This window comes from Clostridium sp. SHJSY1, assembly GCF_031626875.1.
Classification (GTDB): domain Bacteria; phylum Bacillota; class Clostridia; order Clostridiales; family Clostridiaceae; genus Clostridium.
The window spans coordinates 1-20,837 of the sequence record NZ_JANDMF010000030.1 but is presented as its reverse complement, the minus strand read 5'-3'; the positions used below and the strand labels follow the sequence as shown (position 1 = coordinate 20,837).

Sequence of the window (20,837 nt, the reverse complement as noted above, 5' to 3'; positions counted from 1 at the left end):
AAGGGAGGCAATGTTAGTGAGTAGATCAACAAAAAAAGGACCTTTTGTTCAAGAAGGACTACTAAAAAAGGTTGAAGAAATGAATGCAAGTGGTGATAAGAAGGTTGTTAAGACTTGGTCAAGAAGTTCGACAATTTTCCCACAAATGATAGGACATACAATTGCTGTTCACGATGGTAGAAAGCATGTTCCAGTATATATATCTGAAGATATGGTTGGACATAAGCTTGGTGAGTTTGCATTAACAAGAACTTACAGAGGACACGTAAACACAGACAAGAAATCAAAGAGATAATTAGTTAGCCTGGAAAGGAGGAACATGAATGGAAGCTAAAGCTATAGCTAAATATGTAAGAATGTCTCCAATTAAAGTAGGAGTTATTACTGATTTAATAAGAGGAAAAGATGTTAAAGAAGCTTTTGCTATTTTACAATACACTCCAAGAGAAGCTGCAGTAGTTATTAACAAAGTGTTAAAGTCTGCTGTTGCAAATGCAGAAAATAATTTTGCACTTGATACTGATAAGTTATATGTATCAGATGTGTTTGTTGGTCAAGGTCCAACTCTTAAAAGATTTAGACCTATGGATCATGGTAAAGCATTTAAAATTCTTAAGAAAACAAGCCATATAACAGTAATTGTTAAAGAAAGAGCTTAGAGAAGGAGGGAAAGATAAGTGGGTCAAAAAGTAAATCCTCATGGACTTAGAGTCGGAGTTATTAAAGATTGGGATGCAAAATGGTTTGCTAACAAGAAGAATTTTGCTGATAATCTAGTTGAAGATAATAAGATTAGAACATTTGTTAAAAAAGAACTTTTCGTAGCTGGTATTTCAAAGATTGAAATTGAAAGAACAGCTAAAAGAGTTAAGTTGAATATACACACTGCAAAGCCAGGAGTTGTTATAGGAAAAGGTGGATCAGGTATAGAAGCTTTAAAGAAGAAGTTAAGTAGCTTTATAAGTGAAAACAATGTTTTAATAAACATTGTTGAAGTTAAAAATGCTGAAGCATCTGCTCAATTAATGGCAGAAAACATTGCAGCTCAATTAGAAAAGAGAGTTTCATTCAGAAGAGCAATGAAGCAAACAATCCAAAGAGCAATGAAGCATGGAGTGAAAGGTGTTAAGACTGCTTGCTCAGGTAGACTTGGAGGGGCAGAAATAGCAAGAACAGAACAATATCATGAAGGAACAATTCCACTACAAACATTAAGAGCAGATATTGAATATGGATTTGCTGAAGCAGACACAACATACGGTAAAATTGGAGTTAAAGTTTGGGTTTATAATGGAGAAGTACTTCCAACTAAAAAGGTTGAAAAGGAAGCAGCTCAAGCATAGAAAGGAGGAATAGATCATGTTAATGCCTAAAAGAGTAAAGCATCGTAAGGTACAACGTGGTAGAATGAAAGGTAAAGCAACAAGAGGAAATTTCCTAGCTTATGGAGATTTCGGTATTCAAGCTACTACTTGCGGTTGGATTACAAGCAATCAGATAGAATCTGCCAGAATTGCTATTAATAGATATATCAAAAGAGGTGGAAAACTTTGGATTAAGATTTTCCCAGATAAGCCGGTAACTAAGAAACCAGCTGAAACAAGAATGGGTAAAGGTAAAGGAGCTCCTGAGTACTGGGTAGCAGTAGTTAAACCTGGTAGAGTTTTATTTGAATTATCAGGAGTAAATGAAGAAGTTGCAAGAGAAGCAATGAGACTTGCATCACACAAACTTCCTGTAAAAACTAAGTTTGTTACAAGAAGAGATTTTGAGGAAATGGGTGGTGAAGAATAATGAAGGCTAGAGAATTTAAAGAATTAAGAGCAAATGATCCTCAAGATTTAGTTGTTAAATTAGGAGAGCTTAAAGCTGAATTATTCAACTTAAGATTCCAATTAGCTACAGGACAATTAGAAAATCCTATGAGAATAAGAGAAGTAAAGAAATCTATAGCCCAAATAAAAACCATCTTAAGAGAAGAAGAGTTAAGGGTTCAACAGTAATTCTGGAAGGAGGTAAAACCTAATGGAAAGAGGATTAAGAAAAAAGAAAATTGGTAGAGTTGTTTCAGATAAAATGGATAAGACTATTGTAGTTGCTGTTGAAACTAAGGTTAGACATCCACTATACGGAAAAACTATGAACAGAACTACTAAGTTTAAAGCTCATGATGAAAATAATGAAGCTAAGATTAATGATAGAGTATTAATAATGGAAACTAGGCCATTATCTAAAGATAAGAGATGGAGACTTGTTGAGATAGTTGAAAAAGCTAAATAGGCTTTAAGACTGAAAGGAGGGTAAATTCAATGATACAACAACAAACCTTATTAAAGGTAGCAGATAACTCAGGTGCTAAAGAAATTATGTGTATCAGAGTTTTAGGCGGATCTAAAAGAAAGTTCGGTAACATTGGAGATATAATAGTTGCTAGCGTTAAAAGTGCAACACCAGGCGGAGTTGTTAAAAAAGGCGAAGTAGTAAAGGCTGTTATAGTTAGATCTGTAAGAGGACTAAGAAGAGCAGATGGGTCATATATTAAATTTGATGAAAATGCTGCAGTTATAATAAAAGATGATAAGCAACCAAGAGGAACTCGTATCTTCGGACCAGTTGCAAGGGAGCTAAGAGATAAAGAATTTAATAAAATATTATCATTAGCACCTGAAGTTCTATAATAGAAGGAGGTGGCTTACTTGAAGGTACATGTAAGAAAGAACGATACAGTTGTAGTTATTTCAGGAAAAGATAAAGGTAAAACTGGAGAAGTTTTAAAAGTATATCCTAAAACAGGAAAAGTTCTTGTTCAAGGAGTTAATATAGTTAAGAAGCACCAAAAAGCTACTAAAAATCAAGCTGAAAGTGCTATTATAGAAAAAGAGGCTGCAATAAACAGCTCAAAGGTAATGTTATATTGTACAAAATGCAAATCAGCGACAAGAATTAGCACTAAGCTATTAGAAGATGGAGCTAAGGTTAGAGTTTGCAAGAAGTGCGGCGAAACATTCTAAGATCTGAAAGGAGGTAACTCAATATGACAAGACTTCAAGAGAAGTATGAAAAAGAAATTATACCAGCAATGATAGAAAAGTTCGGATATAAAAACATAATGGAAGTTCCAAAACTTGAAAAAATAGTAATCAACATGGGTGTTGGTGAAGCTAAGGAAAATCAAAAGGTTTTAGAATCAGCAGTTAGCGATTTAACTATAATATCTGGTCAAAAGCCAATATTAACTAGAGCTAAGAAATCTGTTGCTAACTTTAAGATAAGAGAAAACATGGCTTTAGGGTGTAAGGTTACATTAAGAAAGGCAAATATGTATGAATTTGCTGATAAGTTAATGTCAATTGCTCTACCAAGAGTTAGAGATTTCAGAGGTGTTTCAAGTAAGGCTTTTGATGGAAGAGGAAATTATTCTCTAGGAATTAAAGAACAATTAATATTCCCAGAAATTGAATACGACAAAATCGATAAAGTAAGAGGAATGGATATTATCTTCGTAACAACAGCTAACACTGACGAAGAAGCAAGAGAATTATTAAGATTCTTTGGAATGCCATTTGCTCAATAATAAGGAGGAAAAACTGTGGCACGTAAAGCTATTATTGAAAAGTGGAGCAAAGCACCTAAGTATAAGACAAGAGCTTATACAAGATGTAGAATATGTGGAAGACCACACTCAGTACTTAAAAAATTCGGTATTTGCCGTATTTGCTTTAGAGAACTTGCTTACAAGGGCCAAATCCCTGGATGCAAGAAAGCAAGTTGGTAATACTAAGTTAGGCGAAAGGAGGCACAATTAATGGTTATGACAGATCCTATAGCAGATTTGCTAACTCGTATTAGAAATGCAAATGCTGTTAGACATGAAGTAGTAGAGGTACCTTCTTCAAATGTAAAGAAGGCCGTTGCAAATATATTATTACAAGAAGGATACATTAAGGAAATTGATGAATATAACGATGGAGTAGTTCCTATGTTGAGAATTTCTCTTAAGTATGGTTCAAATAAAGAAAGAGTTATAACTGGTATAAAGAGAATATCTAAGCCAGGGTTAAGAGTTTACTGTAAGAAAGATGAGACTCCTAAGGTTCTTAACGGATTAGGAATCGCTGTAATATCAACATCTAAAGGAATTATGGTAGATAGAGAAGCTAGAAAGAATGGACTAGGCGGAGAAGTAGTTTGCTACGTTTGGTAGTATTTTTATAGAAATTTGATTAGAAAAATGTTTGTATAAATAACAACAGGAGGTGCAATTATGTCAAGAGTAGGTAGATTACCAATAGCTATACCTGCTGGCGTAACTGTTACTGTAGCAGCAGATAATGTTGTTACAGTTAAGGGCCCAAAGGGCGAGCTAGTAAAAGCTATGCACAAAGACATTAATATAGCGGTTGAAAACAATGAAATAGTTGTTACTAGACCAAGTGATGATAAAAATCACAGAGCTCTTCATGGATTAACAAGAGCACTTATTAACAACATGGTAATTGGAACAAATGAAGGTTACCAAAAAACTTTAGAACTAGTTGGTGTTGGTTATAGAGCTCAGTTACAAGGAAGTAAACTTGTAATGAACCTTGGATATTCACACCCAGTTGAAGTTGAACCAATGAATGGAATTACTTTCGAAACTCCAGCGCCAACAAAGGTTGTAATTAAGGGTATCGATAAGCAAGTCGTTGGAGCACAAGCTGCTGATGTAAGACGTTGGAGAAAACCAGAACCATATAAGGGTAAGGGTATTAAATTTGAAGGCGAACATATCAGACGTAAAGAAGGTAAGACTGGTAAGAAATAATAGAAAGGAGTGAGTTTTATGTTCAAAAAGGCTGACAGAAAAGCAAGTAGAGTAAGACGTCACCTTAGAGTTCGTAAGAAAGTTTTCGGTACTCCTGAAAGACCAAGACTTTCAGTATACAGAAGTGAAAAAAATATATATGCACAAATTATTGATGATATAAATGCTGTAACTTTAGCTGCTTCATCAAGTGTAGAAAAAGATTTTTCTGCTAATGGTGGTAACAAAGAAGGTGCTAAACTTGTAGGAGAATTAGTAGCTAAGAAAGCTTTGGATAAAGGAATAAACGAAGTTGTATTTGATAGAGGTGGATACATTTATCACGGAAGAGTGCAACAATTAGCTGAAGCTGCTAGAGAAGCAGGGTTAAAGTTCTAATAAATAAGGAGGGAAATAAATGAGAATCGATCCTAGTACACTAGACCTTAAAGAAAAGGTTGTTTTTATAAACAGAGTTACTAAGGTTGTTAAGGGTGGTAGAAACTTCAGATTCAGCGCACTTGTAGTTGTCGGTGACGAAAACGGGCATGTTGGTGTTGGAATGGGTAAGTCTATCGAAATACCTGTAGCAATTAGAAAAGGAATAGAAGATGCTAAGAAGAACCTAGTAGAAGTTGCAATGGTTGGAACAACAGTTCCTCACGAGATCTATGGAACTTTTGGAACTGGTAAGGTTCTTATAATGCCAGCTAAGGAAGGTACTGGAGTTATTGCTGGAGGACCAGCAAGAGCTGTACTTGAATTAGCAGGACTAAAGGATGTTAGAGCTAAGTCATTAGGTTCAAACAATCCAAGAAACATGGTTAATGCAACAATAAACGGATTAGCAAGCTTAAGAACAGCTGAAGATATAGCTAGATTAAGAGGAAAATCTGTAGAAGAGATATTAGGTTAGGAGGTATATTGCGATGGCAAAGTTAAGAGTTACATTAGTAAAGAGCTTAATAGGTAGAAAAAAAGACCATATCGCTACTGCAAATGCCCTTGGACTTAAGAAAATCGGTAAAACAGTAGAACATGAGGGAACTCCTCAAATACAAGGTATGATTAACAAAGTAAATTACTTATTAAAAGTAGAAGAAGTATAATATAGAGGAGGTGTACTGAATATGAAGCTTCATGAATTAAAACCAGCAGCTGGTAGCAAGAAGGCTCCTAAAAGAGTTGGAAGAGGAACTGGTTCTGGATTAGGAAGAAATGCTGGTAAGGGTGAAAAAGGACAAAACGCTAGATCTGGCGGTGGAGTTAGACCTGGATTTGAGGGAGGTCAAATGCCTCTATACAGAAGACTTCCAAAGAGAGGTTTTACAAATATATTTGCTAAAAAGATTGTTAGCATAAATGTTGACAGATTAAATATATTTGAAAACGGAACAGAAATTACTCCTGAAGTACTACTAGAAACAAGAGTAGTAAGTAAAGTTATGGATGGAGTTAAAATATTAGGAAACGGAAACTTAGAAAAGAGCTTAACAATAAAAGGATGTAAGCTTTCAAAGTCTGCTGTTGAGAAAATCGAAGCAGCTGGAGGAAAAGTTGAGGTGATTTAATATGCTATCAACCCTACGTAATGCCTGGAAGGTACCAGAATTGAGGAAAAAGTTTTATTGGACTATAGTATTAGTTGCTATATTTAGAATTGGCGCTCATATACCTGTTTCAGGAGTTGAACCTGATTTTCTAAAACAAATGACTCAGTCTGGATTATTTGGATTCTATGATCTAATATCTGGAGGTGCGTTTAGTAGCTTCAGTATATTAGCTTTAGGTGTAATGCCATATATTAATGCATCAATTATAATGCAATTACTTACAATTGGAATACCTTCTTTAGAACAACTTCAAAAAGAAGGAGAAGAAGGTAAGAAAAAGATACAAAAAGCTACACGTTATTTATCAATAGTGATAGCTATATTATTAGCATTTGGTATTATGGCTACTCTATCACAAAAAGGTGGAGCAGCAGGGTTAACTACTGTTGAGTATGCAATTGTAATACTTTCTTTAGTAGTTGGTTCAACATTTTCTATATGGCTAGGAGATCAAATAACAGTTAAGGGATTTGGAAATGGAACATCAATTTTAATTTTTGTTAATATTATTTCCAGAATACCTATGACTGTAGGAAGAATATATCAACTTAAAGAAGCTGAAACAGTTAATATTGTTCAAATGGCGCTTTTTGTAGTTGGATTTGTTATACTTTTGGGACTATCGATTTTCTTTAGTTTAGCTGAAAGAAGAGTTCCAGTTCAATATGCAGGAAAAGCTGTTGGCAGTAAAGTTATGAAGGGACAATCAACTAATATACCACTAAGTATAATTAGTGCAGCAGTTATTGCAATAATATTTGCAATGTCTGTTATGGGAACTCCAGATGCTGTGGCTAACTTCTTTCCAGATAAAGATTGGGCTAAATGGATATTAACAAGCCCTTATAGTGTATTCAATAAAAGTACATGGATGTATCCAGTAGTATATGCTCTTTTAACTATTTTCTTTACTTGGTTCTATAATGAAGCAACATTAAAACCAGAAGAAATTGCAGAGAACTTAAATAAATCTGCAGGATTTGTAGTAGGTGTAAGGCCAGGAGAGCAAACTACAAGATATTTTGAAAGAGTAATTTTGAGAATATCAATAATTGGAGGAGTATTTGCAGCTATTTTGGCAGTTATTCCTATATTGGTAGATCAATTTACTTCATTTTCAAATGTATCCTTCGGTGCAACTACTTTATTAATAGTAATAGGTGTGGCATTAGATTTCTCAAGAAGACTTGAGTCTCAAATGGTTATGCGTCACTATGAAGGATTTCTTAAATAGATTATAAATTGGAGATGATGCCCGTGAAGATTATATTATTAGGTCCTCCAGGAGCAGGAAAAGGAACACAGGCAAAATCAATTAGTAATAGATACTCAATACCACACATTTCAACGGGAGACATTTTCAGAAAGAATATTTCGGAAAATACTCCTCTTGGGATTGAGGCAAAGCAGTATATAGATAACGGGCAATTAGTTCCAGATGAAGTTACGATTAACATGGTTAAGGATAGACTTCAACAAGAAGATTGTAAAAATGGATATCTATTAGATGGCTTTCCAAGAACGGTTAGCCAAGCAGAATCACTTCAAAAATTCTTAGAGAATAGAAAAGAATCTCTAGATACAGCTTTATTAATCGAAGTTCCTAGAGACTTTATACTTGAAAGAATGACTGGAAGAAGAGTATGTCCTTCATGCGGAGCAAGTTATCATATTAAATTCAACCCAGCTGTTGATAGTAAATGTGAGCTTTGTGGTTCAGAAGTAATCCAACGAAAGGATGATACTGAAGAAACAGTAAAAGAAAGACTTGATGTTTATGAAAGACAAACACAGCCACTAATTGATTTCTATAAAAATGAAAACTTACTTTCAGTAGTGGAAGGAACAAAGGCTATTAATGAAGTGTTTGAAAGTATTTGTGATATATTAGGAAGTGCTATATAATGATTATAATCAAAAGTAATGATGAAATAGAACTTATGCGCAGTGCTGGAAAAATAGTAGCTGAAACTCTACTACTTGTAGAGAAAAAGATTAAACCTGGTATAACTACTGCAGAATTAGACAGAATTGCAGAAGAATTTATAACTAAGCATGGAGCTAGACCATCCTTTAAAGGATTATATGGTTTTCCTTCGTCATTGTGTATATCTGTTAATGAGCAAGTAGTTCATGGAATACCAGGAGCCTATGTTTTAAAGGAAGGCGACATAATTAGTACTGATTGTGGCGTTTGCCTTAATGGATTCCATGGAGATGCAGCAAGAACATTTCCAGTAGGAAAGGTATCAGATGAAGCAAAAACATTAATAGAAGTAACGAAGGATTGTTTTTTTGAAGGAATTAAATTTGCTCAAGTTGGCAATAATTTAACAGATATTTCGAATGGAATACAACGTTATGTGGAAAGTTCAGGTTTCTCAGTAGTAAGAGAGTTCGTTGGACACGGGATAGGCAAAAATGTTCACGAAGATCCTGACGTACCAAACTTCGGTAAACCAGGTAAAGGGCCTAAACTTGCAAAAGGAATGGTTTTAGCAATAGAACCAATGGTAAATGTAGGTGGATTTAAGGTGAGAACTTTAGAAAATAAATGGACTGTTGTAACAAGTGATAAAAGCCTATCAGCACATTATGAAAATACTGTTGCAATTTTACCAGATGGACCGGAAATATTAACACTAATTAAATAAAGTGTTGCTTAGTTATAAATTTACATATTAGATATGTGATTTATACTAAGGTAATCATCGAGGTGAATAATTTGCAAAACAATGACTTGATTGGAAAAGTAGTACTTTCGAAAGCAGGAAGAGATACAAATCATTTATATATTGTAATTAAGCAATTAGATAATGAATATGTTTTATTATGTAATGGCATAACAAAGACATTAGATAAGCCTAAGAAAAAGAAACTTAAGCATTTAGACTTTGTAGATACTGTAGATGATGAAATCAAATTAGCTATCGTTTCAAACGATAAAAGTACTGATTTAAAAATTAAGAGGCTTCTAAAATTTAAAGGCATTGTTAAGGAGGGTTGATTACCTTATGTCAAAAGATGATGTTATAGAAATGCAAGGTACAGTCCTAGAATCTTTACCAAATGCTATGTTTCAAGTTGAACTTGAAAGTGGGCATACGATTCTAGCACATATATCAGGAAAGTTAAGAATGAACTTCATAAGAATTCTACCAGGAGATAAAGTTACAGTAGAACTTTCTCCATATGATTTAACTAGAGGTAGAATTACATGGAGAGCAAAATAAGATAGTAAAAATAATTCTATCAGGACTAATACAAGGAGGGTTAGCTATGAAAGTAAGACCATCAGTTAAGCCTATTTGCGAAAAGTGCAAAGTTATAAGAAGAAAAGGAAGAGTAATGGTAATCTGTGAAAATCCAAAGCACAAGCAAAAACAAGGCTAATTAATAAATAATATTAGACAAAAAAATAAGGCGTTTAAAATTTATTGACTTTTTTATTAAAGTCAAATATGATTATATAGGCATTAATTTAATAATTAGGTTTTAGGGCGGCTGCTTAGAGAGGTATCTCTCTAATGCCTAAAATTTTATTATATACTATAAAATCAACTTTTTAAGGCATTTTAATTACCAGGAGGTGTAAATTTTAATGGCAAGAATAGCAGGTATTGACCTACCAAGAGAAAAAAGAGTTGAGATAGGTTTAACATATATATTTGGAATAGGATTAGCTACTTCTCAAAAGATTTTAGCTACAACTGGAATAAGCCCAGATGCAAGAGTTAAAGATCTTACAGAAGAAGAAGTTAATGAAATAAGAACCTATATCAACAAGAATTTAAATGTTGAAGGTGACCTAAGAAGAGATGTTGCTTTAAACATAAAGAGATTACAAGAAATAGGATGCTATAGAGGAATAAGACATAGAAAAGGTCTTCCAGTAAGAGGACAAAAAACTAAGACTAATGCGAGAACAAGAAAAGGTCCTAAAAAGACTATCGCAAACAAGAAGAAGTAGTAAGGAGGGAAGATAATGGCAGCTCAAAAAGTTAAAAAAACTAGAAGAAAAAAAGAAAGAAAAAATGTTGAGCATGGTGCAGCACACATCAAATCAACTTTTAATAACTCAATAGTTACTTTAACAGATGCAGTAGGAAATGCATTATCATGGTCAAGTGCAGGAGCTCTTGGATTTAGAGGTTCAAGAAAGAGTACTCCTTTTGCTGCACAAATGGCAGCTGAAACAGCAGCTAAAGCAGCAATGGAACATGGATTAAAGAGCATTGAGGTATATGTAAAGGGACCTGGTTCAGGTAGAGAAGCAGCTATAAGATCCCTACAAGCTGCAGGATTAGAAGTAACTTTAATTAAAGATGTTACTCCAATCCCACACAATGGATGCAGACCACCAAAAAGAAGAAGAGTCTAGTACAACCATAACAGGAGGTGTAATTTAATGGCAAGATATACTGGAGCTACATGTAGATTATGTAGAAGAGAAGGTATGAAACTATTCCTTAAGGGAGATAGATGTTATACAGATAAATGTGCTTTTGCTAGAAGAAGCTATGCACCAGGACAACATGGAGCTAACAAAAAGAAAGTTTCAAACTATGGTGTTCAATTAAGAGAAAAGCAAAAAGCTAAGAGAATATATGGTGTGTTAGAAAGCCAATTCAGAAATTACTATGAAAAAGCTGAACACATAAAAGGTATTACAGGTGAAAATTTATTAAAATTACTAGAATTAAGACTTGATAACGTAGCATTTAGATTAGGTTATGGTTCATCAAGAAGTGAAGCTAGACAATTAGTAACTCATGGACATTTCTTAGTAAATGGTAAGAAGGTTGACATTGCTTCATATAAAGTTTCTGTTAACGACGTTATAACTGTTTGTGAAAAGAGCAGAGCTAGCGAGAAATTTAAAACTTTTGCTGAAAATCCAAAGACATTACCAAAATGGTTAGAAGCAAATGTTGAAAACTACGAAGGCAAAGTAGTTGCTGAACCAACAAGAGAAGATATTGACATTCCAGTTAATGAAACTCTTATTGTTGAGTTATACAGCAAGTAATATATAAATATTTGCTGTATAAAATTTATTTTTATAGTGAATATAGAATCAGTTGCCCTCAAAAGGTTGCCATTTTAAAAATAAGGAGGGTTTGTGTATGTTAGAAATAGAAAAGCCAATAATCGAATGTGTAGAAGCGAATGAAGATGGTACTTATGGTAAGTATGTAGTTGAACCTTTAGAAAGAGGTTATGGAATTACTTTAGGAAATGCACTTAGAAGAATTTTATTATCTTCTTTACCAGGAGCAGCAACTACATCTGTAAAAATTGATGGAGTACTTCATGAATTCTCTACTGTACAAGGGGTTAAGGAAGATGTTACTGAATTAATTCTTAATATCAAAGCCTTAGCTTTAAGAATGAATGGTGAAGGTTCAAAGACTATCTATATAGATGCAAAGGGTCCTGGCGTCATTACAGGCGCTGATATAAAGAGTGACGGAGATGTTGAAGTTGTAAATAAGGATTTACATATTGCAACGCTTGATAATGACGGAAGACTTTATATGGAACTAACAGTAAATAAGGGAAGAGGATATGTTACTCAAAATAAAAATAAGAGTGAAGATTTACCTATTTCTGCAATTGCTGTGGACTCAATATACACACCAGTAAAAAGGGTTAACTTTACTGTTGAAAATACAAGAGTTGGTCAAATTACTGATTATGATAAGTTAACTTTAGAAATATGGACTAATGGTACTATAAAAATCGATGAGGCTATAAGTTTATCAGCTAAGATTCTTATAGAACACTTTAAATTATTCATGTCATTAACTGATAACACTAATGATGTTGAAATAATGATAGAAAAAGAAGAAGATAAAAAGGAAAAAGTCCTAGAAATGACTGTAGAAGAACTCGATTTATCAGTTAGATCATATAACTGCTTAAAGAGAGCTGGTATCAATACTGTTCAAGAACTTGCAACAAGATCTATGGATGATATGATGAAAGTTAGAAATCTAGGAAAGAAATCCTTAGAAGAAGTTGAACATAAACTTAAGGAATTAGGTTTGAGTTTAAAACTAAACGACGAGTAAGGAGGTAAATCCATGGCAGGTTATCGTAAGTTAGGTCGTCCTACTGACCAAAGAAGAGCAATGCTAAGAGGGCTTGTTACAAGCTTCTTAAAATATGGTAAAATAGAAACAACTGAAACTAGAGCTAAGGAAACTAGAAGCCTTGCAGAAAAGATGATTACTCTTGCTAAGAGAGGCGATCTTCACGCTAGAAGACAAGTTTTATCTTTTGTTCAAGAAGAAGCAGTTGTTAAAAATCTTTTTGAAAATATAGCTCCACAATACATTGAAAGAAACGGTGGATACACAAGAATGTATAAGAAAGGTCCTAGAAGAGGGGACGGAGCTGAAGTAGTTATACTTGAATTAGTATAATAATTAGGGGATTAAGTATATGCTTAATCCCCATTTTACAATATAAAATTATTTATCCATATATTATAGAGAAGAAACAAGAAGAATAGTAATTGATAAAGGATTAATATGGTATATAATTATATTAATTAAGTTCTTTTGTATAATATATAGAAGTTTTCATTTAGTAGGGAGGAAAGTAGTGTGTACGATAGTATGGTGAGTTTAGATAGTTTGACATATAAATATACATCTTTTGAGGAAGGGAAAAATGTAGAAAAATATGCAGTTAATGGCGTTAACTTGGAAGTAAAAAAGGGCGAATTTCTTGTTGTTCTTGGACATAATGGGTCAGGAAAGTCTACTATAGCAAAGCATATAAATGCATTACTTACACCTACTGAAGGGAAGGTAATTGTTGACGGTTTAGATACCGCAGATGAAAAAAATTTGTGGAGAATTAGAAGTAAAGCAGGGATGGTATTTCAAAATCCTGATAATCAGTTAGTAGCAACTATAGTAGAAGAAGATGTCGCTTTTGGACCAGAAAATTTAGGCGTGAAGCCAGAGGAGATAAGAAAACGTGTAGATGAAAGTCTTGCAAAGGTTGGAATGACTGAATATAAAAGACATGCTCCACATCTTTTATCAGGGGGACAAAAACAGAGAATAGCTATTGCAGGTGTTTTAGCAATGAAGCCAGAATGTATAGTTTTTGATGAACCTACAGCTATGCTAGATCCAAGTGGTAGAAAAGATGTGATAAAAAGTATTAAAGAATTGAATAAGCAGTATGGTATGACTATAATTCTTATAACTCATTATATGGATGAAGCTGCAGAAGCAGATAGAATTATAGTTGTAGATAGTGGAAAGATTATAATAGAAGGAACACCTAGAAAAGTGTTTTCTAAAGTTGAAACAATGAAGAAAATAGGACTAGATGTTCCACAAGTTACAGAATTAGCCTATGAATTACAAAAAGTAGGTATTGATATAAGTACCGAAATATTAAATGTTGATGAAATGGTGGAGGCGTTATGTCGATTAAAATAGAAAATTTAACTCATATATATATGCCTAAAGGCCCATTTGAAAAAATTGCACTTGATAATGTTAATATAGAGATAAAAGATGGTGAATTTGTAGCACTTATAGGGCATACAGGTTCAGGAAAATCTACTCTTATACAGCATATGAATGGTCTTTTAGATGCTACTAGTGGAAAGATAATAATAGATGGGATTGATATTACAAAGAAAGGTGTAAAATTAACTGATGTAAGAAAAAAAGTAGGCTTGGTTTTTCAATATGCGGAATATCAATTATTTGAAGAAAGTATTGCGAAAGATATTGCGTTTGGTCCTCAGAATTTAGGCCTTACAGAAGATGAAATTAAAGAAAGAGTAAAAAGTTCAATGGAGATGGTTGGACTTGATTATGAAACATATAAAGATAAGTCACCATTTGATTTAAGCGGAGGCCAAAAGAGACGAGTTGCCATAGCAGGTGTAATAGCGATGAAACCTAAGACATTGATTTTGGATGAGCCAACTGCTGGATTAGATCCAAAGGGGCGAGAGGATATATTAAGTCAAATAAAAAAATTACATAAGGAATATGGAATGACAATAATTTTAGTAAGTCATAGTATGGAGGATGTTGCTAAGATAGCCGAAAAGGTAATTGTAATGAATCATGGGAAAGTTGCATTACAAGGAACACCAGAAGAGGTATTCAAAGAGATAGAAACTTTAGAAAATATAGGACTTGGAGTACCTCAAGTTACTTACCTTATGAAAGCATTGAAAAATAAAGGATTTAATGTTTGTGAAAATTTATATACAATAGAACAAGCACGTAAAGAATTGCTTAGTATATTAGGACAAAGTAACAAGTAAGGAGGGGTATGAATGTTAAAAGATATAACTATAGGTCAATATTTGCCAGGAGAATCATTCACTCACAAACTTGACCCAAGAACTAAAATAATAATCTCCTTATTGTTTATTGTTGCATTATTTGTTATTAATAAATTCATTGGATATATTTTAGTAGTAACTTTTTTAGCTGCAGTTATAATAAATTCAAGAGTACCATTAAATTTTATTTTTAAGGGCCTTAAGCCTATATTATTACTAATAATTATTACAGGAATTTTAAATTTATTTATGATTAAAGGTCCTGATGAGACATTAGTAGCACAGATAAGTTTTCTAAAGATATATGAAGAAGGCATAAGAACAGCTATATTTATGGCTTTAAGACTAATATTTTTGATTGTAGGGACTTCATTATTAACTTTAACTACATCACCAATTGAACTTACAGATGGAATAGAGCGGTTATTAAGACCAATAGGAAAGGTATTAGCACATGAGTTAGCTATGATGATGACAATAGCATTAAGATTTATCCCTACATTAATGGAAGAAACGGATAAAATAATGAAAGCCCAAAAGGCAAGAGGTGCAGATTTTGAAACTGGTAATATAATTCAAAAAGCAAAAAGTTTAGTTCCACTTTTAGTTCCACTTTTTATAAGTTCATTTAGAAGAGCAGATGAGTTAGCAATGGCTATGGAAGCTAGATGCTATAGAGGTGGTGCAGGTAGAACCAGAATGAAAGAATTAAAGTATACAACAAGAGATATTATAGCATATGGTATATTTTTGTTGTTATTAATTTCAAGTTTTGTTGTTAGATTTGTGTTATAGAGTAGAGGAAGTATGAAAAATATTAGATTAAGAATTGAATATGATGGAACTGAGTATAGTGGTTGGCAGAAACAGAATAATGGAAAAACAATTCAAGGAGTTATTGAAAAAGCGTTAAATGATGCTACTGGCGAAATTATTGAATTAGTAGGTAGCTCAAGAACGGATGCAGGAGTACATGCTAGAGGTATGGTTGCAAATTTTAAAACAAATAGTAGTATACCTCCAGAAAAGTTTAGAGAAGCAGTTAATAGAAGATTACCTGATGATATATCCATAGTGAGGTCAGAGGAAGTAGATGAAAATTTTCACTCGAGATATAATAGTAAAGGAAAAGTTTATAGTTATACTATAATTAATAGGCATGAAAAAATAGCTATAGGAAAAGATTATGTCTATCAAGTTAAAGATACACTTGATATTTATAGTATGCAAGAAGCTTGTAGCTATTTTTTAGGAAAACATGATTTTTCTGCTTTCAAGAGTAGTGGAAGTTCAGTTAAAACATCTATAAGAACAATATCAGAATTATATTTAATAAATCATAATGAAAAGATAACAATATATATATCAGCAGATGGCTTTTTGTATAATATGGTTAGAATTATAGTTGGGACATTAATAGAAGTTGGAAAAGGTAAAATTAATGCTAAAGATATCAAAGATATCATTGCCTCAAAAGATAGAAATAAGGCAGGGCCATGTGTTAGACCAAATGGATTAGTGTTGGAAAAAGTTTTTTATTAACTAAAAAATTATGAAAATATGTTGACACGCCCGTAAGCGTGTATTATAATAAGTTTGTTTGTTAGAAATATTTATGTGTAAAAGATCCACTAGCCCCGGGTCTTGACATAAAAGCAATACTTCAAAGAAGTAAAGCAAGAGATGTAAGTTCAGGGAGGGAAATAGATGAAATCATACATTGCAAAAGCACAAGACGTTGAAAGAAAATGGTATGTTGTAGATGCTGCTGGTAAGCCACTAGGAAGAGTAGCTAGCCAAGTTGCTTCAATATTAAGAGGTAAGAATAAACCAACATTTACACCAAATGTTGACTGTGGAGATTTCGTTATAGTAATCAATGCAGAAAAAGTTGTTTTAACTGGTAAGAAGTTAGATCAAAAATTCTTCAGAAAATACAGTGGTTACGTAGGCGGATTAAAGGAAACTCCTTACAGAGAAGTTTTGGCAAAGAAGCCAGAATTAGCTTTCGAAGAGGCTGTTAGAAGAATGCTTCCAACAGGTGTTTTAGGAAGACAAATGCTTAAGAAGCTAAAAGTTAATAGAGGAGCTGAACATGATCACGAAGCTCAAAAACCAGAAGTGCTTGAGTTAAAGTACTAATATCAGCTCGGGAGGAGGAATAGAAAATGGCAAAAGTTCAATACATGGGAACTGGAAGAAGAAAAAAATCAGTTGCAAGAGTAAGACTTGTACCAGGAAGTGGTAAAGTTGTTATAAATAAGAGAGAGATAGAAAACTTTTTTGGTTTAGAAACATTAAGAATGATAGTAAACCAACCATTAGTTTTAACAGGAACTAAGGATAAGTTTGATGTTTTAGTTAATGTACATGGTGGTGGATTCACAGGGCAAGCTGGAGCTATCAGACATGGAATAACTAGAGCATTAGTTAAAGCTGATGAAGCTTTAAAGCCAGAATTAAAGAAGGCAGGTTTCTTAACAAGAGATCCAAGAATGAAGGAAAGAAAGAAATACGGTCTTAAGAAGGCAAGAAGAGCTCCTCAATTCTCAAAGAGATAATTTTTGGAGTTATGCAAAACCCACAAACTCAGTGTTTGTGGGTTTTTCTTATATATAAAATTGTTTAAAAATGTACTATTTTTTTGATGTAACTAACAAGTAACTAACAGGTAACTAACAAATTTCTATATTAATTCTATGGCTTTTCTAAGTTCTTCGACATCTTTATGAGTATATATTTTTTCTGTTGTAGTATAACTACTATGTCCAATTATTTTCTTTATTGAAGTTGGATTAGCATCTGCATTATTCATTAAAGTTGCAAAAGTATGACGTGCATCATGGGGTTTGTGATTCATATTTAATTGCTCCATTATATATATCCAGATATCCCTATAATAATTTGAATACTTCATTTGTTCATTTTTAGAATTAACAATAAGATATTCATGACCTAAAGATTTTCTTTTTGCAATCATATAAAATATTTTAGAATTAATAGGGATGATTCTATCTTTTCCTGCATCTGTTTTTATACCACCTTTTATTATTCGAGCATTAAGATCTACATCTTCATTTTTAATTAGTAGAAGTTCTCCTATTCTAAGTCCAGAAAAAATCATTATTAATATGGTATCAACAAAAGGAATTGCAGGTTCAACTTCAAATAATCTTTTAACTTCATCTTTAGTAAATGGAATACGAGTATTTTGATTAGTTTTTTTACCTAGATCAACATAGTCTGCATAATTTTTTGATATAATATCATTTTCCATAGCATACTTAAAAAGTTGATTATATAAATTTTTTATTTTATGAAGAGTTCCATAACCTTTTTCACAGTTAACGATTATATCTTGTAGATGCATTGTTTTTATATCAATAAATCTCATTTCATGAAGCTTTTTAGAAATTTGAAAGGCTGCATTATATCCATTAATAGCAGATCTTGAAATTCCATCAAATTTATTTTTTTCCATTTATCAAAAATTTCAGCAAAAGTTATTGTAGTTACATCAACTGAATAAGGATTAACATTAAATTCAGCTAAAGCATTAATTGCATCTTGCCTTTTTTCATAATAGCCTAGCTTGGATATAGAAACAAATAGTTATGGTAGAAGTGCTTTTGAAATAACCAATAGATGCTTAGAATTTATACAAACTTTTAAAAATTTATATAATCAAAATGTAATGATCTATAGTGGAGCATATTTTGCTAGGGATAACGTAGACATGAGAATTAAGACACAGTCTTTAGGGGTCGCACATTATGGAGTAAATTCACCAATGACAACAGGCTTTATTAATGCAGTTGGACACCAGTATACAGAAACAGGCTTAATGGGTGGTGTAAAAAGGTTATTGTGATGTAAATAACTTTAATGACAATATGTTATTAGAGAATAGTAGTTATTCTAATATAACTACAGTAAATTATAGTTCTGATTCTAACAGTAATTTAGATACTAATATATATAGTCAATTGCAAGAAGAGTTTAATAGGCAAGGCTTTGGTGAGTTAGACGTAGATGGGATTATAGGAAAAGATACTTGACATGAGTTATTAGGGATGTAATGCAAATATATTAAGGCAATATATTTACATTATTTCTTGTAAGATTTTATAAGGAAATATTTAAGATAAAAAATAAAAAGGAGGTGTTGCAAAATGATTTTTCAAATCATTTCAAGCAACACCCTCTTTTTATATATTTTAAATAAACAGAGTGAAAATCTTTGATAAAAGTTAGTATATTTTGAGTTGATAATTATTTTTGAATATGACAAAAAGGAGATTTCAAAACCTCCAATTTTTTATGCAATTTCTTTTTTATGTAATAATGAACCACATCTATTTTTTTGAATCTTGTTATGTAATTTATTTATATTATAACCAAAGCATAATAGTGTAAATTCAATCTTTACATTATTTTTCCCTTTGGTTAAAAATCTTCTGAATCCATAATTCTCTTTTAAAACTCCAAAGGCACCCTCAACTTGAATTGACCTGTTCATTCTTAATAGAATTCCTTCTGGTGTTGTTATATTATCTAAAGATTTTTGCCTTTTTTCAATAAATGTTTTAGATACTTGCATTTTTCTATTATCTTTAGCTTTTGTACATTTTGATTTATACTCACAATCATTACAGCTTTCGCATTCGTAGATGGTTACATCTGCTTCATATCCTGATTTTGACTTTCTTATTTTAGTTCCAATCGGCTTTAATTTTTTATTGTTATGACAAGTATATTCGTCATTTATCTCATCATAAATCATATTTTCACGTTTACTTATGTTATTCTTGAAATTTTTCTTTTTCATTCCTTCATATGCTTGTGGCTTTATAAAAGTATTTTGATTATTATCTTCTAAATAAACATAATTTTCTTCACTCTCGTAGCTGGCGTCAGCCACTATATTTTCAAACTTTTGAGGTAAATCTTTTTGTAACTTTTCAAGAAAAGGAATTAGTGTAAGTTGATCTGATCGTTCATTTGATATATCCACGCCTACAACATATTCACCTTCAACTCCAATCTGGACATTATAACCAGGTTTTAATTGTGAGTTTCTCATATGATCTTCTTTCATATGCATAAATGTTGCATCCTTATCAGTTTTAGAAAAGCTATTTCTTCCATTAAAAGTTTCATTATAATCATCATATTTACTTTGTTTCTCAATAAATTCTTCAATATTTTCTATAAATCTTTGAATCTGAGTTTTTCTTTTTCCCTTGCCATTTACAAATTCTATTTTAGCTTCAAGCTTTTTATTGTCTAAAAATACTTTAATTTTTTCAAGTTCATTTATTGTAATTTTAGAGTCACTGAAATCATATGTAGTCTTAAATTCCTTATTAATTGATTGAATTAAATTGCTTATTTTTATTTGTAACTTTGCCTCAAACTTATTGGTTGCTTTTTTCCAAACAAAAGTATATTTATTGGCATTCGCTTCGATTTTTATTCCATCTATAAAAATATTTTTATATTGAATTTCACCTAATTCACTTAGTTTAGTGACTAGTTGACCAAATAGATTATCTATTATTCCATCTTTAAGTCTTTCAGTTCTAAATCTTGCAATAGCACAATGATCTGGTGCTTTTTGTCCTTGCAAAAGCCAAATGAAATTTATATCTCTTTTGCAAGCAGTTTCAATTTTTCTGCTGGAATAAATATCATTCATATAAGCATAAACTAATATTTTGAATAGATTTTTCGGTTCAACATCTGGATTTCTACCTTTGGTAGAGTACGCCTTATACAATTCTTTGTAGTTTAATTCCTCCATAACTTGGCTTAGAAGTCTAACTGAATCATCTTCTGCAATTAGCATTCCTGTTTCTACTGGAAAAACTAATTGATAAACATTTGTATTATTGTTATAATTATTTTGTATTAATTTGTTAGTTAACATGAATAAATTATACAACAAAGAGCGGATTCTTAGGAGTCCGCTCTTAACTTTTTTGTAAAAAGGTGAGCTGTCCAAAATAGAAATTTTATATTTCTATTTTGCAACAGCCCCTTGTATGATTAAGTTATAAAATTCATTAGAGAATTCTTATCTCTTTATACGAATATTATAGCTTAATTT

At 32.2% G+C, this 20,837-nt stretch carries 37 protein-coding genes; 35 read left to right on the top strand and 2 right to left on the bottom strand.

Annotated features, from left to right (window positions below; genetic code table 11):
* Nucleotides 1–16 precede the first annotated feature (16 nt).
* The 33 genes from rpsS (at nt 17) to rpsI (ending at nt 17,289) form a co-directional block, all read left to right on the top strand.
* Nucleotides 17–295 carry a 30S ribosomal protein S19 gene (gene rpsS / locus NNC19_RS14015; protein WP_310939292.1) on the top strand — a complete coding sequence of 93 codons (279 nt, stop codon included), beginning with the start codon at nt 17–19 and terminating at the stop codon, nt 293–295.
* A 28-nt stretch (nt 296–323) separates the two neighbouring features.
* Nucleotides 324–659 (top strand): 50S ribosomal protein L22, encoded by a 336-nt coding sequence (gene rplV / locus NNC19_RS14010; protein ID WP_310939291.1) that lies wholly within the window; start codon nt 324–326, stop codon nt 657–659.
* A gap of 18 nt (nt 660–677) precedes the next feature.
* A complete protein-coding gene (gene rpsC / locus NNC19_RS14005; RefSeq protein WP_310939290.1) occupies nt 678–1,343 on the top strand; it encodes a 30S ribosomal protein S3 in 666 nt (221 codons plus the stop codon).
* 16 nt (nt 1,344–1,359) lie between these two features.
* Nucleotides 1,360–1,794 (top strand): 50S ribosomal protein L16, encoded by a 435-nt coding sequence (gene rplP, locus NNC19_RS14000; RefSeq protein WP_143316949.1) that lies wholly within the window; start codon nt 1,360–1,362, stop codon nt 1,792–1,794.
* Entirely contained in the window at nt 1,794–2,003 is a 210-nt protein-coding gene (gene rpmC, locus NNC19_RS13995; RefSeq protein WP_310939289.1) for a 50S ribosomal protein L29, read from the top strand. Before rplP ends, rpmC begins: the two co-directional genes overlap by 1 nt.
* Before the next feature lie 22 nt (nt 2,004–2,025).
* The gene (rpsQ, locus tag NNC19_RS13990; RefSeq protein WP_310939288.1) at nt 2,026–2,280 is read left to right on the top strand and encodes a 30S ribosomal protein S17; all 255 of its coding nucleotides are present in this window, start codon (nt 2,026–2,028) and stop codon (nt 2,278–2,280) included.
* A 29-nt stretch (nt 2,281–2,309) separates the two neighbouring features.
* Nucleotides 2,310–2,678 (top strand): 50S ribosomal protein L14, encoded by a 369-nt coding sequence (gene rplN / locus NNC19_RS13985; protein ID WP_143316952.1) that lies wholly within the window; start codon nt 2,310–2,312, stop codon nt 2,676–2,678.
* Between the two features lie 18 nt (nt 2,679–2,696).
* Nucleotides 2,697–3,011, top strand: coding sequence for a 50S ribosomal protein L24 (gene rplX, locus NNC19_RS13980; protein ID WP_310939287.1), 315 nt, complete (start codon nt 2,697–2,699; stop codon nt 3,009–3,011).
* Between the two features lie 23 nt (nt 3,012–3,034).
* Nucleotides 3,035–3,574 (top strand): 50S ribosomal protein L5, encoded by a 540-nt coding sequence (gene rplE / locus NNC19_RS13975; RefSeq protein WP_310939286.1) that lies wholly within the window; start codon nt 3,035–3,037, stop codon nt 3,572–3,574.
* Nucleotides 3,575–3,589: 15 nt separating this feature from the next.
* Nucleotides 3,590–3,775: a type Z 30S ribosomal protein S14 gene (locus NNC19_RS13970; RefSeq protein WP_209796879.1), complete on the top strand. Its 186-nt coding sequence runs from the start codon at nt 3,590–3,592 to the stop codon at nt 3,773–3,775.
* A gap of 30 nt (nt 3,776–3,805) precedes the next feature.
* Entirely contained in the window at nt 3,806–4,204 is a 399-nt protein-coding gene (gene rpsH / locus NNC19_RS13965) for a 30S ribosomal protein S8 (protein ID WP_310939285.1), read from the top strand.
* 60 nt (nt 4,205–4,264) lie between these two features.
* The gene (gene rplF, locus NNC19_RS13960) at nt 4,265–4,807 is read left to right on the top strand and encodes a 50S ribosomal protein L6 (protein ID WP_310939284.1); all 543 of its coding nucleotides are present in this window, start codon (nt 4,265–4,267) and stop codon (nt 4,805–4,807) included.
* Between the two features lie 18 nt (nt 4,808–4,825).
* Nucleotides 4,826–5,185, top strand: a complete 360-nt coding sequence (gene rplR / locus NNC19_RS13955; RefSeq protein WP_310939283.1) for a 50S ribosomal protein L18 — start codon at nt 4,826–4,828, stop codon at nt 5,183–5,185.
* Nucleotides 5,186–5,204: 19 nt separating this feature from the next.
* A complete protein-coding gene (gene rpsE, locus NNC19_RS13950; protein WP_310939282.1) occupies nt 5,205–5,702 on the top strand; it encodes a 30S ribosomal protein S5 in 498 nt (165 codons plus the stop codon).
* A gap of 13 nt (nt 5,703–5,715) precedes the next feature.
* Nucleotides 5,716–5,895: a 50S ribosomal protein L30 gene (rpmD, locus tag NNC19_RS13945; RefSeq protein ID WP_310939281.1), complete on the top strand. Its 180-nt coding sequence runs from the start codon at nt 5,716–5,718 to the stop codon at nt 5,893–5,895.
* A gap of 21 nt (nt 5,896–5,916) precedes the next feature.
* Nucleotides 5,917–6,357, top strand: coding sequence for a 50S ribosomal protein L15 (rplO, locus tag NNC19_RS13940; RefSeq protein WP_310939280.1), 441 nt, complete (start codon nt 5,917–5,919; stop codon nt 6,355–6,357).
* A 1-nt stretch (nt 6,358) separates the two neighbouring features.
* On the top strand, nt 6,359–7,633 hold the full coding sequence (secY, locus tag NNC19_RS13935; protein WP_310939279.1) for a preprotein translocase subunit SecY: 1,275 nt from the start codon (nt 6,359–6,361) through the stop codon (nt 7,631–7,633).
* A 23-nt stretch (nt 7,634–7,656) separates the two neighbouring features.
* Entirely contained in the window at nt 7,657–8,304 is a 648-nt protein-coding gene (locus NNC19_RS13930; RefSeq protein ID WP_310939278.1) for an adenylate kinase, read from the top strand.
* Nucleotides 8,304–9,053 (top strand): type I methionyl aminopeptidase, encoded by a 750-nt coding sequence (gene map / locus NNC19_RS13925; RefSeq protein ID WP_310939277.1) that lies wholly within the window; start codon nt 8,304–8,306, stop codon nt 9,051–9,053. Before NNC19_RS13930 ends, map begins: the two co-directional genes overlap by 1 nt.
* A gap of 71 nt (nt 9,054–9,124) precedes the next feature.
* Entirely contained in the window at nt 9,125–9,406 is a 282-nt protein-coding gene (locus NNC19_RS13920) for a hypothetical protein (RefSeq protein WP_310939276.1), read from the top strand.
* A 7-nt stretch (nt 9,407–9,413) separates the two neighbouring features.
* Nucleotides 9,414–9,632, top strand: a complete 219-nt coding sequence (infA, locus tag NNC19_RS13915) for a translation initiation factor IF-1 (protein WP_310939275.1) — start codon at nt 9,414–9,416, stop codon at nt 9,630–9,632.
* Nucleotides 9,633–9,678: 46 nt separating this feature from the next.
* Nucleotides 9,679–9,792, top strand: coding sequence for a 50S ribosomal protein L36 (gene rpmJ, locus NNC19_RS13910; RefSeq protein ID WP_039312872.1), 114 nt, complete (start codon nt 9,679–9,681; stop codon nt 9,790–9,792).
* A gap of 208 nt (nt 9,793–10,000) precedes the next feature.
* A complete protein-coding gene (gene rpsM, locus NNC19_RS13905) occupies nt 10,001–10,369 on the top strand; it encodes a 30S ribosomal protein S13 (protein ID WP_310939274.1) in 369 nt (122 codons plus the stop codon).
* A 15-nt stretch (nt 10,370–10,384) separates the two neighbouring features.
* On the top strand, nt 10,385–10,780 hold the full coding sequence (rpsK, locus tag NNC19_RS13900; protein WP_310939273.1) for a 30S ribosomal protein S11: 396 nt from the start codon (nt 10,385–10,387) through the stop codon (nt 10,778–10,780).
* A 27-nt stretch (nt 10,781–10,807) separates the two neighbouring features.
* Nucleotides 10,808–11,428: a 30S ribosomal protein S4 gene (gene rpsD, locus NNC19_RS13895; RefSeq protein WP_310939272.1), complete on the top strand. Its 621-nt coding sequence runs from the start codon at nt 10,808–10,810 to the stop codon at nt 11,426–11,428.
* A gap of 97 nt (nt 11,429–11,525) precedes the next feature.
* On the top strand, nt 11,526–12,473 hold the full coding sequence (locus NNC19_RS13890; RefSeq protein WP_310939271.1) for a DNA-directed RNA polymerase subunit alpha: 948 nt from the start codon (nt 11,526–11,528) through the stop codon (nt 12,471–12,473).
* Between the two features lie 12 nt (nt 12,474–12,485).
* Nucleotides 12,486–12,827 (top strand): 50S ribosomal protein L17, encoded by a 342-nt coding sequence (gene rplQ / locus NNC19_RS13885; protein WP_310939270.1) that lies wholly within the window; start codon nt 12,486–12,488, stop codon nt 12,825–12,827.
* 195 nt (nt 12,828–13,022) lie between these two features.
* Nucleotides 13,023–13,862, top strand: coding sequence for an energy-coupling factor transporter ATPase (locus NNC19_RS13880; protein ID WP_396136433.1), 840 nt, complete (start codon nt 13,023–13,025; stop codon nt 13,860–13,862).
* On the top strand, nt 13,847–14,707 hold the full coding sequence (locus NNC19_RS13875; protein ID WP_310939268.1) for an energy-coupling factor transporter ATPase: 861 nt from the start codon (nt 13,847–13,849) through the stop codon (nt 14,705–14,707). Before NNC19_RS13880 ends, NNC19_RS13875 begins: the two co-directional genes overlap by 16 nt.
* Before the next feature lie 12 nt (nt 14,708–14,719).
* Complete coding sequence (locus tag NNC19_RS13870) at nt 14,720–15,523, top strand: energy-coupling factor transporter transmembrane protein EcfT (protein WP_310939267.1); 804 nt, start codon at nt 14,720–14,722, stop codon at nt 15,521–15,523.
* 12 nt (nt 15,524–15,535) lie between these two features.
* Nucleotides 15,536–16,270 (top strand): tRNA pseudouridine(38-40) synthase TruA, encoded by a 735-nt coding sequence (gene truA, locus NNC19_RS13865; RefSeq protein WP_310939266.1) that lies wholly within the window; start codon nt 15,536–15,538, stop codon nt 16,268–16,270.
* Between the two features lie 165 nt (nt 16,271–16,435).
* Entirely contained in the window at nt 16,436–16,870 is a 435-nt protein-coding gene (gene rplM, locus NNC19_RS13860; protein ID WP_310939265.1) for a 50S ribosomal protein L13, read from the top strand.
* Between the two features lie 26 nt (nt 16,871–16,896).
* Nucleotides 16,897–17,289: a 30S ribosomal protein S9 gene (gene rpsI / locus NNC19_RS13855; protein WP_310939264.1), complete on the top strand. Its 393-nt coding sequence runs from the start codon at nt 16,897–16,899 to the stop codon at nt 17,287–17,289.
* A gap of 125 nt (nt 17,290–17,414) precedes the next feature.
* On the opposite strand, the gene NNC19_RS13850 is transcribed toward rpsI, so the two are convergent.
* Entirely contained in the window at nt 17,415–18,209 is a 795-nt protein-coding gene (locus NNC19_RS13850; RefSeq protein ID WP_310939263.1) for a tyrosine-type recombinase/integrase, read from the bottom strand.
* 111 nt (nt 18,210–18,320) lie between these two features.
* On the opposite strand from NNC19_RS13850, the gene NNC19_RS13845 reads away from it, so the two are divergent.
* Both NNC19_RS13845 and NNC19_RS13840 read left to right on the top strand, forming a co-directional pair.
* Nucleotides 18,321–18,599, top strand: a complete 279-nt coding sequence (locus NNC19_RS13845; protein WP_310939262.1) for a GH25 family lysozyme — start codon at nt 18,321–18,323, stop codon at nt 18,597–18,599.
* A gap of 22 nt (nt 18,600–18,621) precedes the next feature.
* Nucleotides 18,622–18,786 (top strand): hypothetical protein, encoded by a 165-nt coding sequence (locus NNC19_RS13840; protein ID WP_310939261.1) that lies wholly within the window; start codon nt 18,622–18,624, stop codon nt 18,784–18,786.
* Nucleotides 18,787–19,046: 260 nt separating this feature from the next.
* Here the strand turns inward: NNC19_RS13840 and NNC19_RS13835 are convergent, their stop codons facing one another.
* Complete coding sequence (locus tag NNC19_RS13835; protein WP_310939260.1) at nt 19,047–20,657, bottom strand: IS1182 family transposase; 1,611 nt, start codon at nt 20,655–20,657, stop codon at nt 19,047–19,049.
* Nucleotides 20,658–20,837 lie beyond the last annotated feature (180 nt).

Bases quoted from the DNA above. Each gene is read 5' to 3' on its own strand.
- rplF (WP_310939284.1), top strand. From the start codon at position 4,265: ATGTCAAGAGTAGGTAGATTACCAATAGCTATACCTGCTGGCGTAACT.
- NNC19_RS13875 (WP_310939268.1), top strand. From the start codon at position 13,847: ATGTCGATTAAAATAGAAAATTTAACTCATATATATATGCCTAAAGGC.
- rplM (WP_310939265.1), top strand. From the start codon at position 16,436: ATGAAATCATACATTGCAAAAGCACAAGACGTTGAAAGAAAATGGTAT.
- rpsM (WP_310939274.1), top strand. From the start codon at position 10,001: ATGGCAAGAATAGCAGGTATTGACCTACCAAGAGAAAAAAGAGTTGAG.
- rplO (WP_310939280.1), top strand. From the start codon at position 5,917: ATGAAGCTTCATGAATTAAAACCAGCAGCTGGTAGCAAGAAGGCTCCT.
- secY (WP_310939279.1), top strand. From the start codon at position 6,359: ATGCTATCAACCCTACGTAATGCCTGGAAGGTACCAGAATTGAGGAAA.
- map (WP_310939277.1), top strand. From the start codon at position 8,304: ATGATTATAATCAAAAGTAATGATGAAATAGAACTTATGCGCAGTGCT.
- infA (WP_310939275.1), top strand. From the start codon at position 9,414: ATGTCAAAAGATGATGTTATAGAAATGCAAGGTACAGTCCTAGAATCT.
- rpsQ (WP_310939288.1), top strand. From the start codon at position 2,026: ATGGAAAGAGGATTAAGAAAAAAGAAAATTGGTAGAGTTGTTTCAGAT.
- rplQ (WP_310939270.1), top strand. From the start codon at position 12,486: ATGGCAGGTTATCGTAAGTTAGGTCGTCCTACTGACCAAAGAAGAGCA.
- NNC19_RS13840 (WP_310939261.1), top strand. From the start codon at position 18,622: ATGTTATTAGAGAATAGTAGTTATTCTAATATAACTACAGTAAATTAT.
- NNC19_RS13870 (WP_310939267.1), top strand. From the start codon at position 14,720: ATGTTAAAAGATATAACTATAGGTCAATATTTGCCAGGAGAATCATTC.
- truA (WP_310939266.1), top strand. From the start codon at position 15,536: ATGAAAAATATTAGATTAAGAATTGAATATGATGGAACTGAGTATAGT.
- rpsK (WP_310939273.1), top strand. From the start codon at position 10,385: ATGGCAGCTCAAAAAGTTAAAAAAACTAGAAGAAAAAAAGAAAGAAAA.
- NNC19_RS13880 (WP_396136433.1), top strand. From the start codon at position 13,023: ATGGTGAGTTTAGATAGTTTGACATATAAATATACATCTTTTGAGGAA.
- rpsI (WP_310939264.1), top strand. From the start codon at position 16,897: ATGGCAAAAGTTCAATACATGGGAACTGGAAGAAGAAAAAAATCAGTT.
- NNC19_RS13835 (WP_310939260.1), bottom strand. From the start codon at position 20,657: ATGTTAACTAACAAATTAATACAAAATAATTATAACAATAATACAAAT.
- rplE (WP_310939286.1), top strand. From the start codon at position 3,035: ATGACAAGACTTCAAGAGAAGTATGAAAAAGAAATTATACCAGCAATG.
- rpsE (WP_310939282.1), top strand. From the start codon at position 5,205: ATGAGAATCGATCCTAGTACACTAGACCTTAAAGAAAAGGTTGTTTTT.
- rplV (WP_310939291.1), top strand. From the start codon at position 324: ATGGAAGCTAAAGCTATAGCTAAATATGTAAGAATGTCTCCAATTAAA.
- rplR (WP_310939283.1), top strand. From the start codon at position 4,826: ATGTTCAAAAAGGCTGACAGAAAAGCAAGTAGAGTAAGACGTCACCTT.
- rplP (WP_143316949.1), top strand. From the start codon at position 1,360: ATGTTAATGCCTAAAAGAGTAAAGCATCGTAAGGTACAACGTGGTAGA.
- NNC19_RS13890 (WP_310939271.1), top strand. From the start codon at position 11,526: ATGTTAGAAATAGAAAAGCCAATAATCGAATGTGTAGAAGCGAATGAA.
- NNC19_RS13850 (WP_310939263.1), bottom strand. From the start codon at position 18,209: ATGGAAAAAAATAAATTTGATGGAATTTCAAGATCTGCTATTAATGGA.
- rpmJ (WP_039312872.1), top strand. From the start codon at position 9,679: ATGAAAGTAAGACCATCAGTTAAGCCTATTTGCGAAAAGTGCAAAGTT.
- rpmD (WP_310939281.1), top strand. From the start codon at position 5,716: ATGGCAAAGTTAAGAGTTACATTAGTAAAGAGCTTAATAGGTAGAAAA.
- rpmC (WP_310939289.1), top strand. From the start codon at position 1,794: ATGAAGGCTAGAGAATTTAAAGAATTAAGAGCAAATGATCCTCAAGAT.
- rpsH (WP_310939285.1), top strand. From the start codon at position 3,806: ATGGTTATGACAGATCCTATAGCAGATTTGCTAACTCGTATTAGAAAT.
- rplN (WP_143316952.1), top strand. From the start codon at position 2,310: ATGATACAACAACAAACCTTATTAAAGGTAGCAGATAACTCAGGTGCT.
- rpsD (WP_310939272.1), top strand. From the start codon at position 10,808: ATGGCAAGATATACTGGAGCTACATGTAGATTATGTAGAAGAGAAGGT.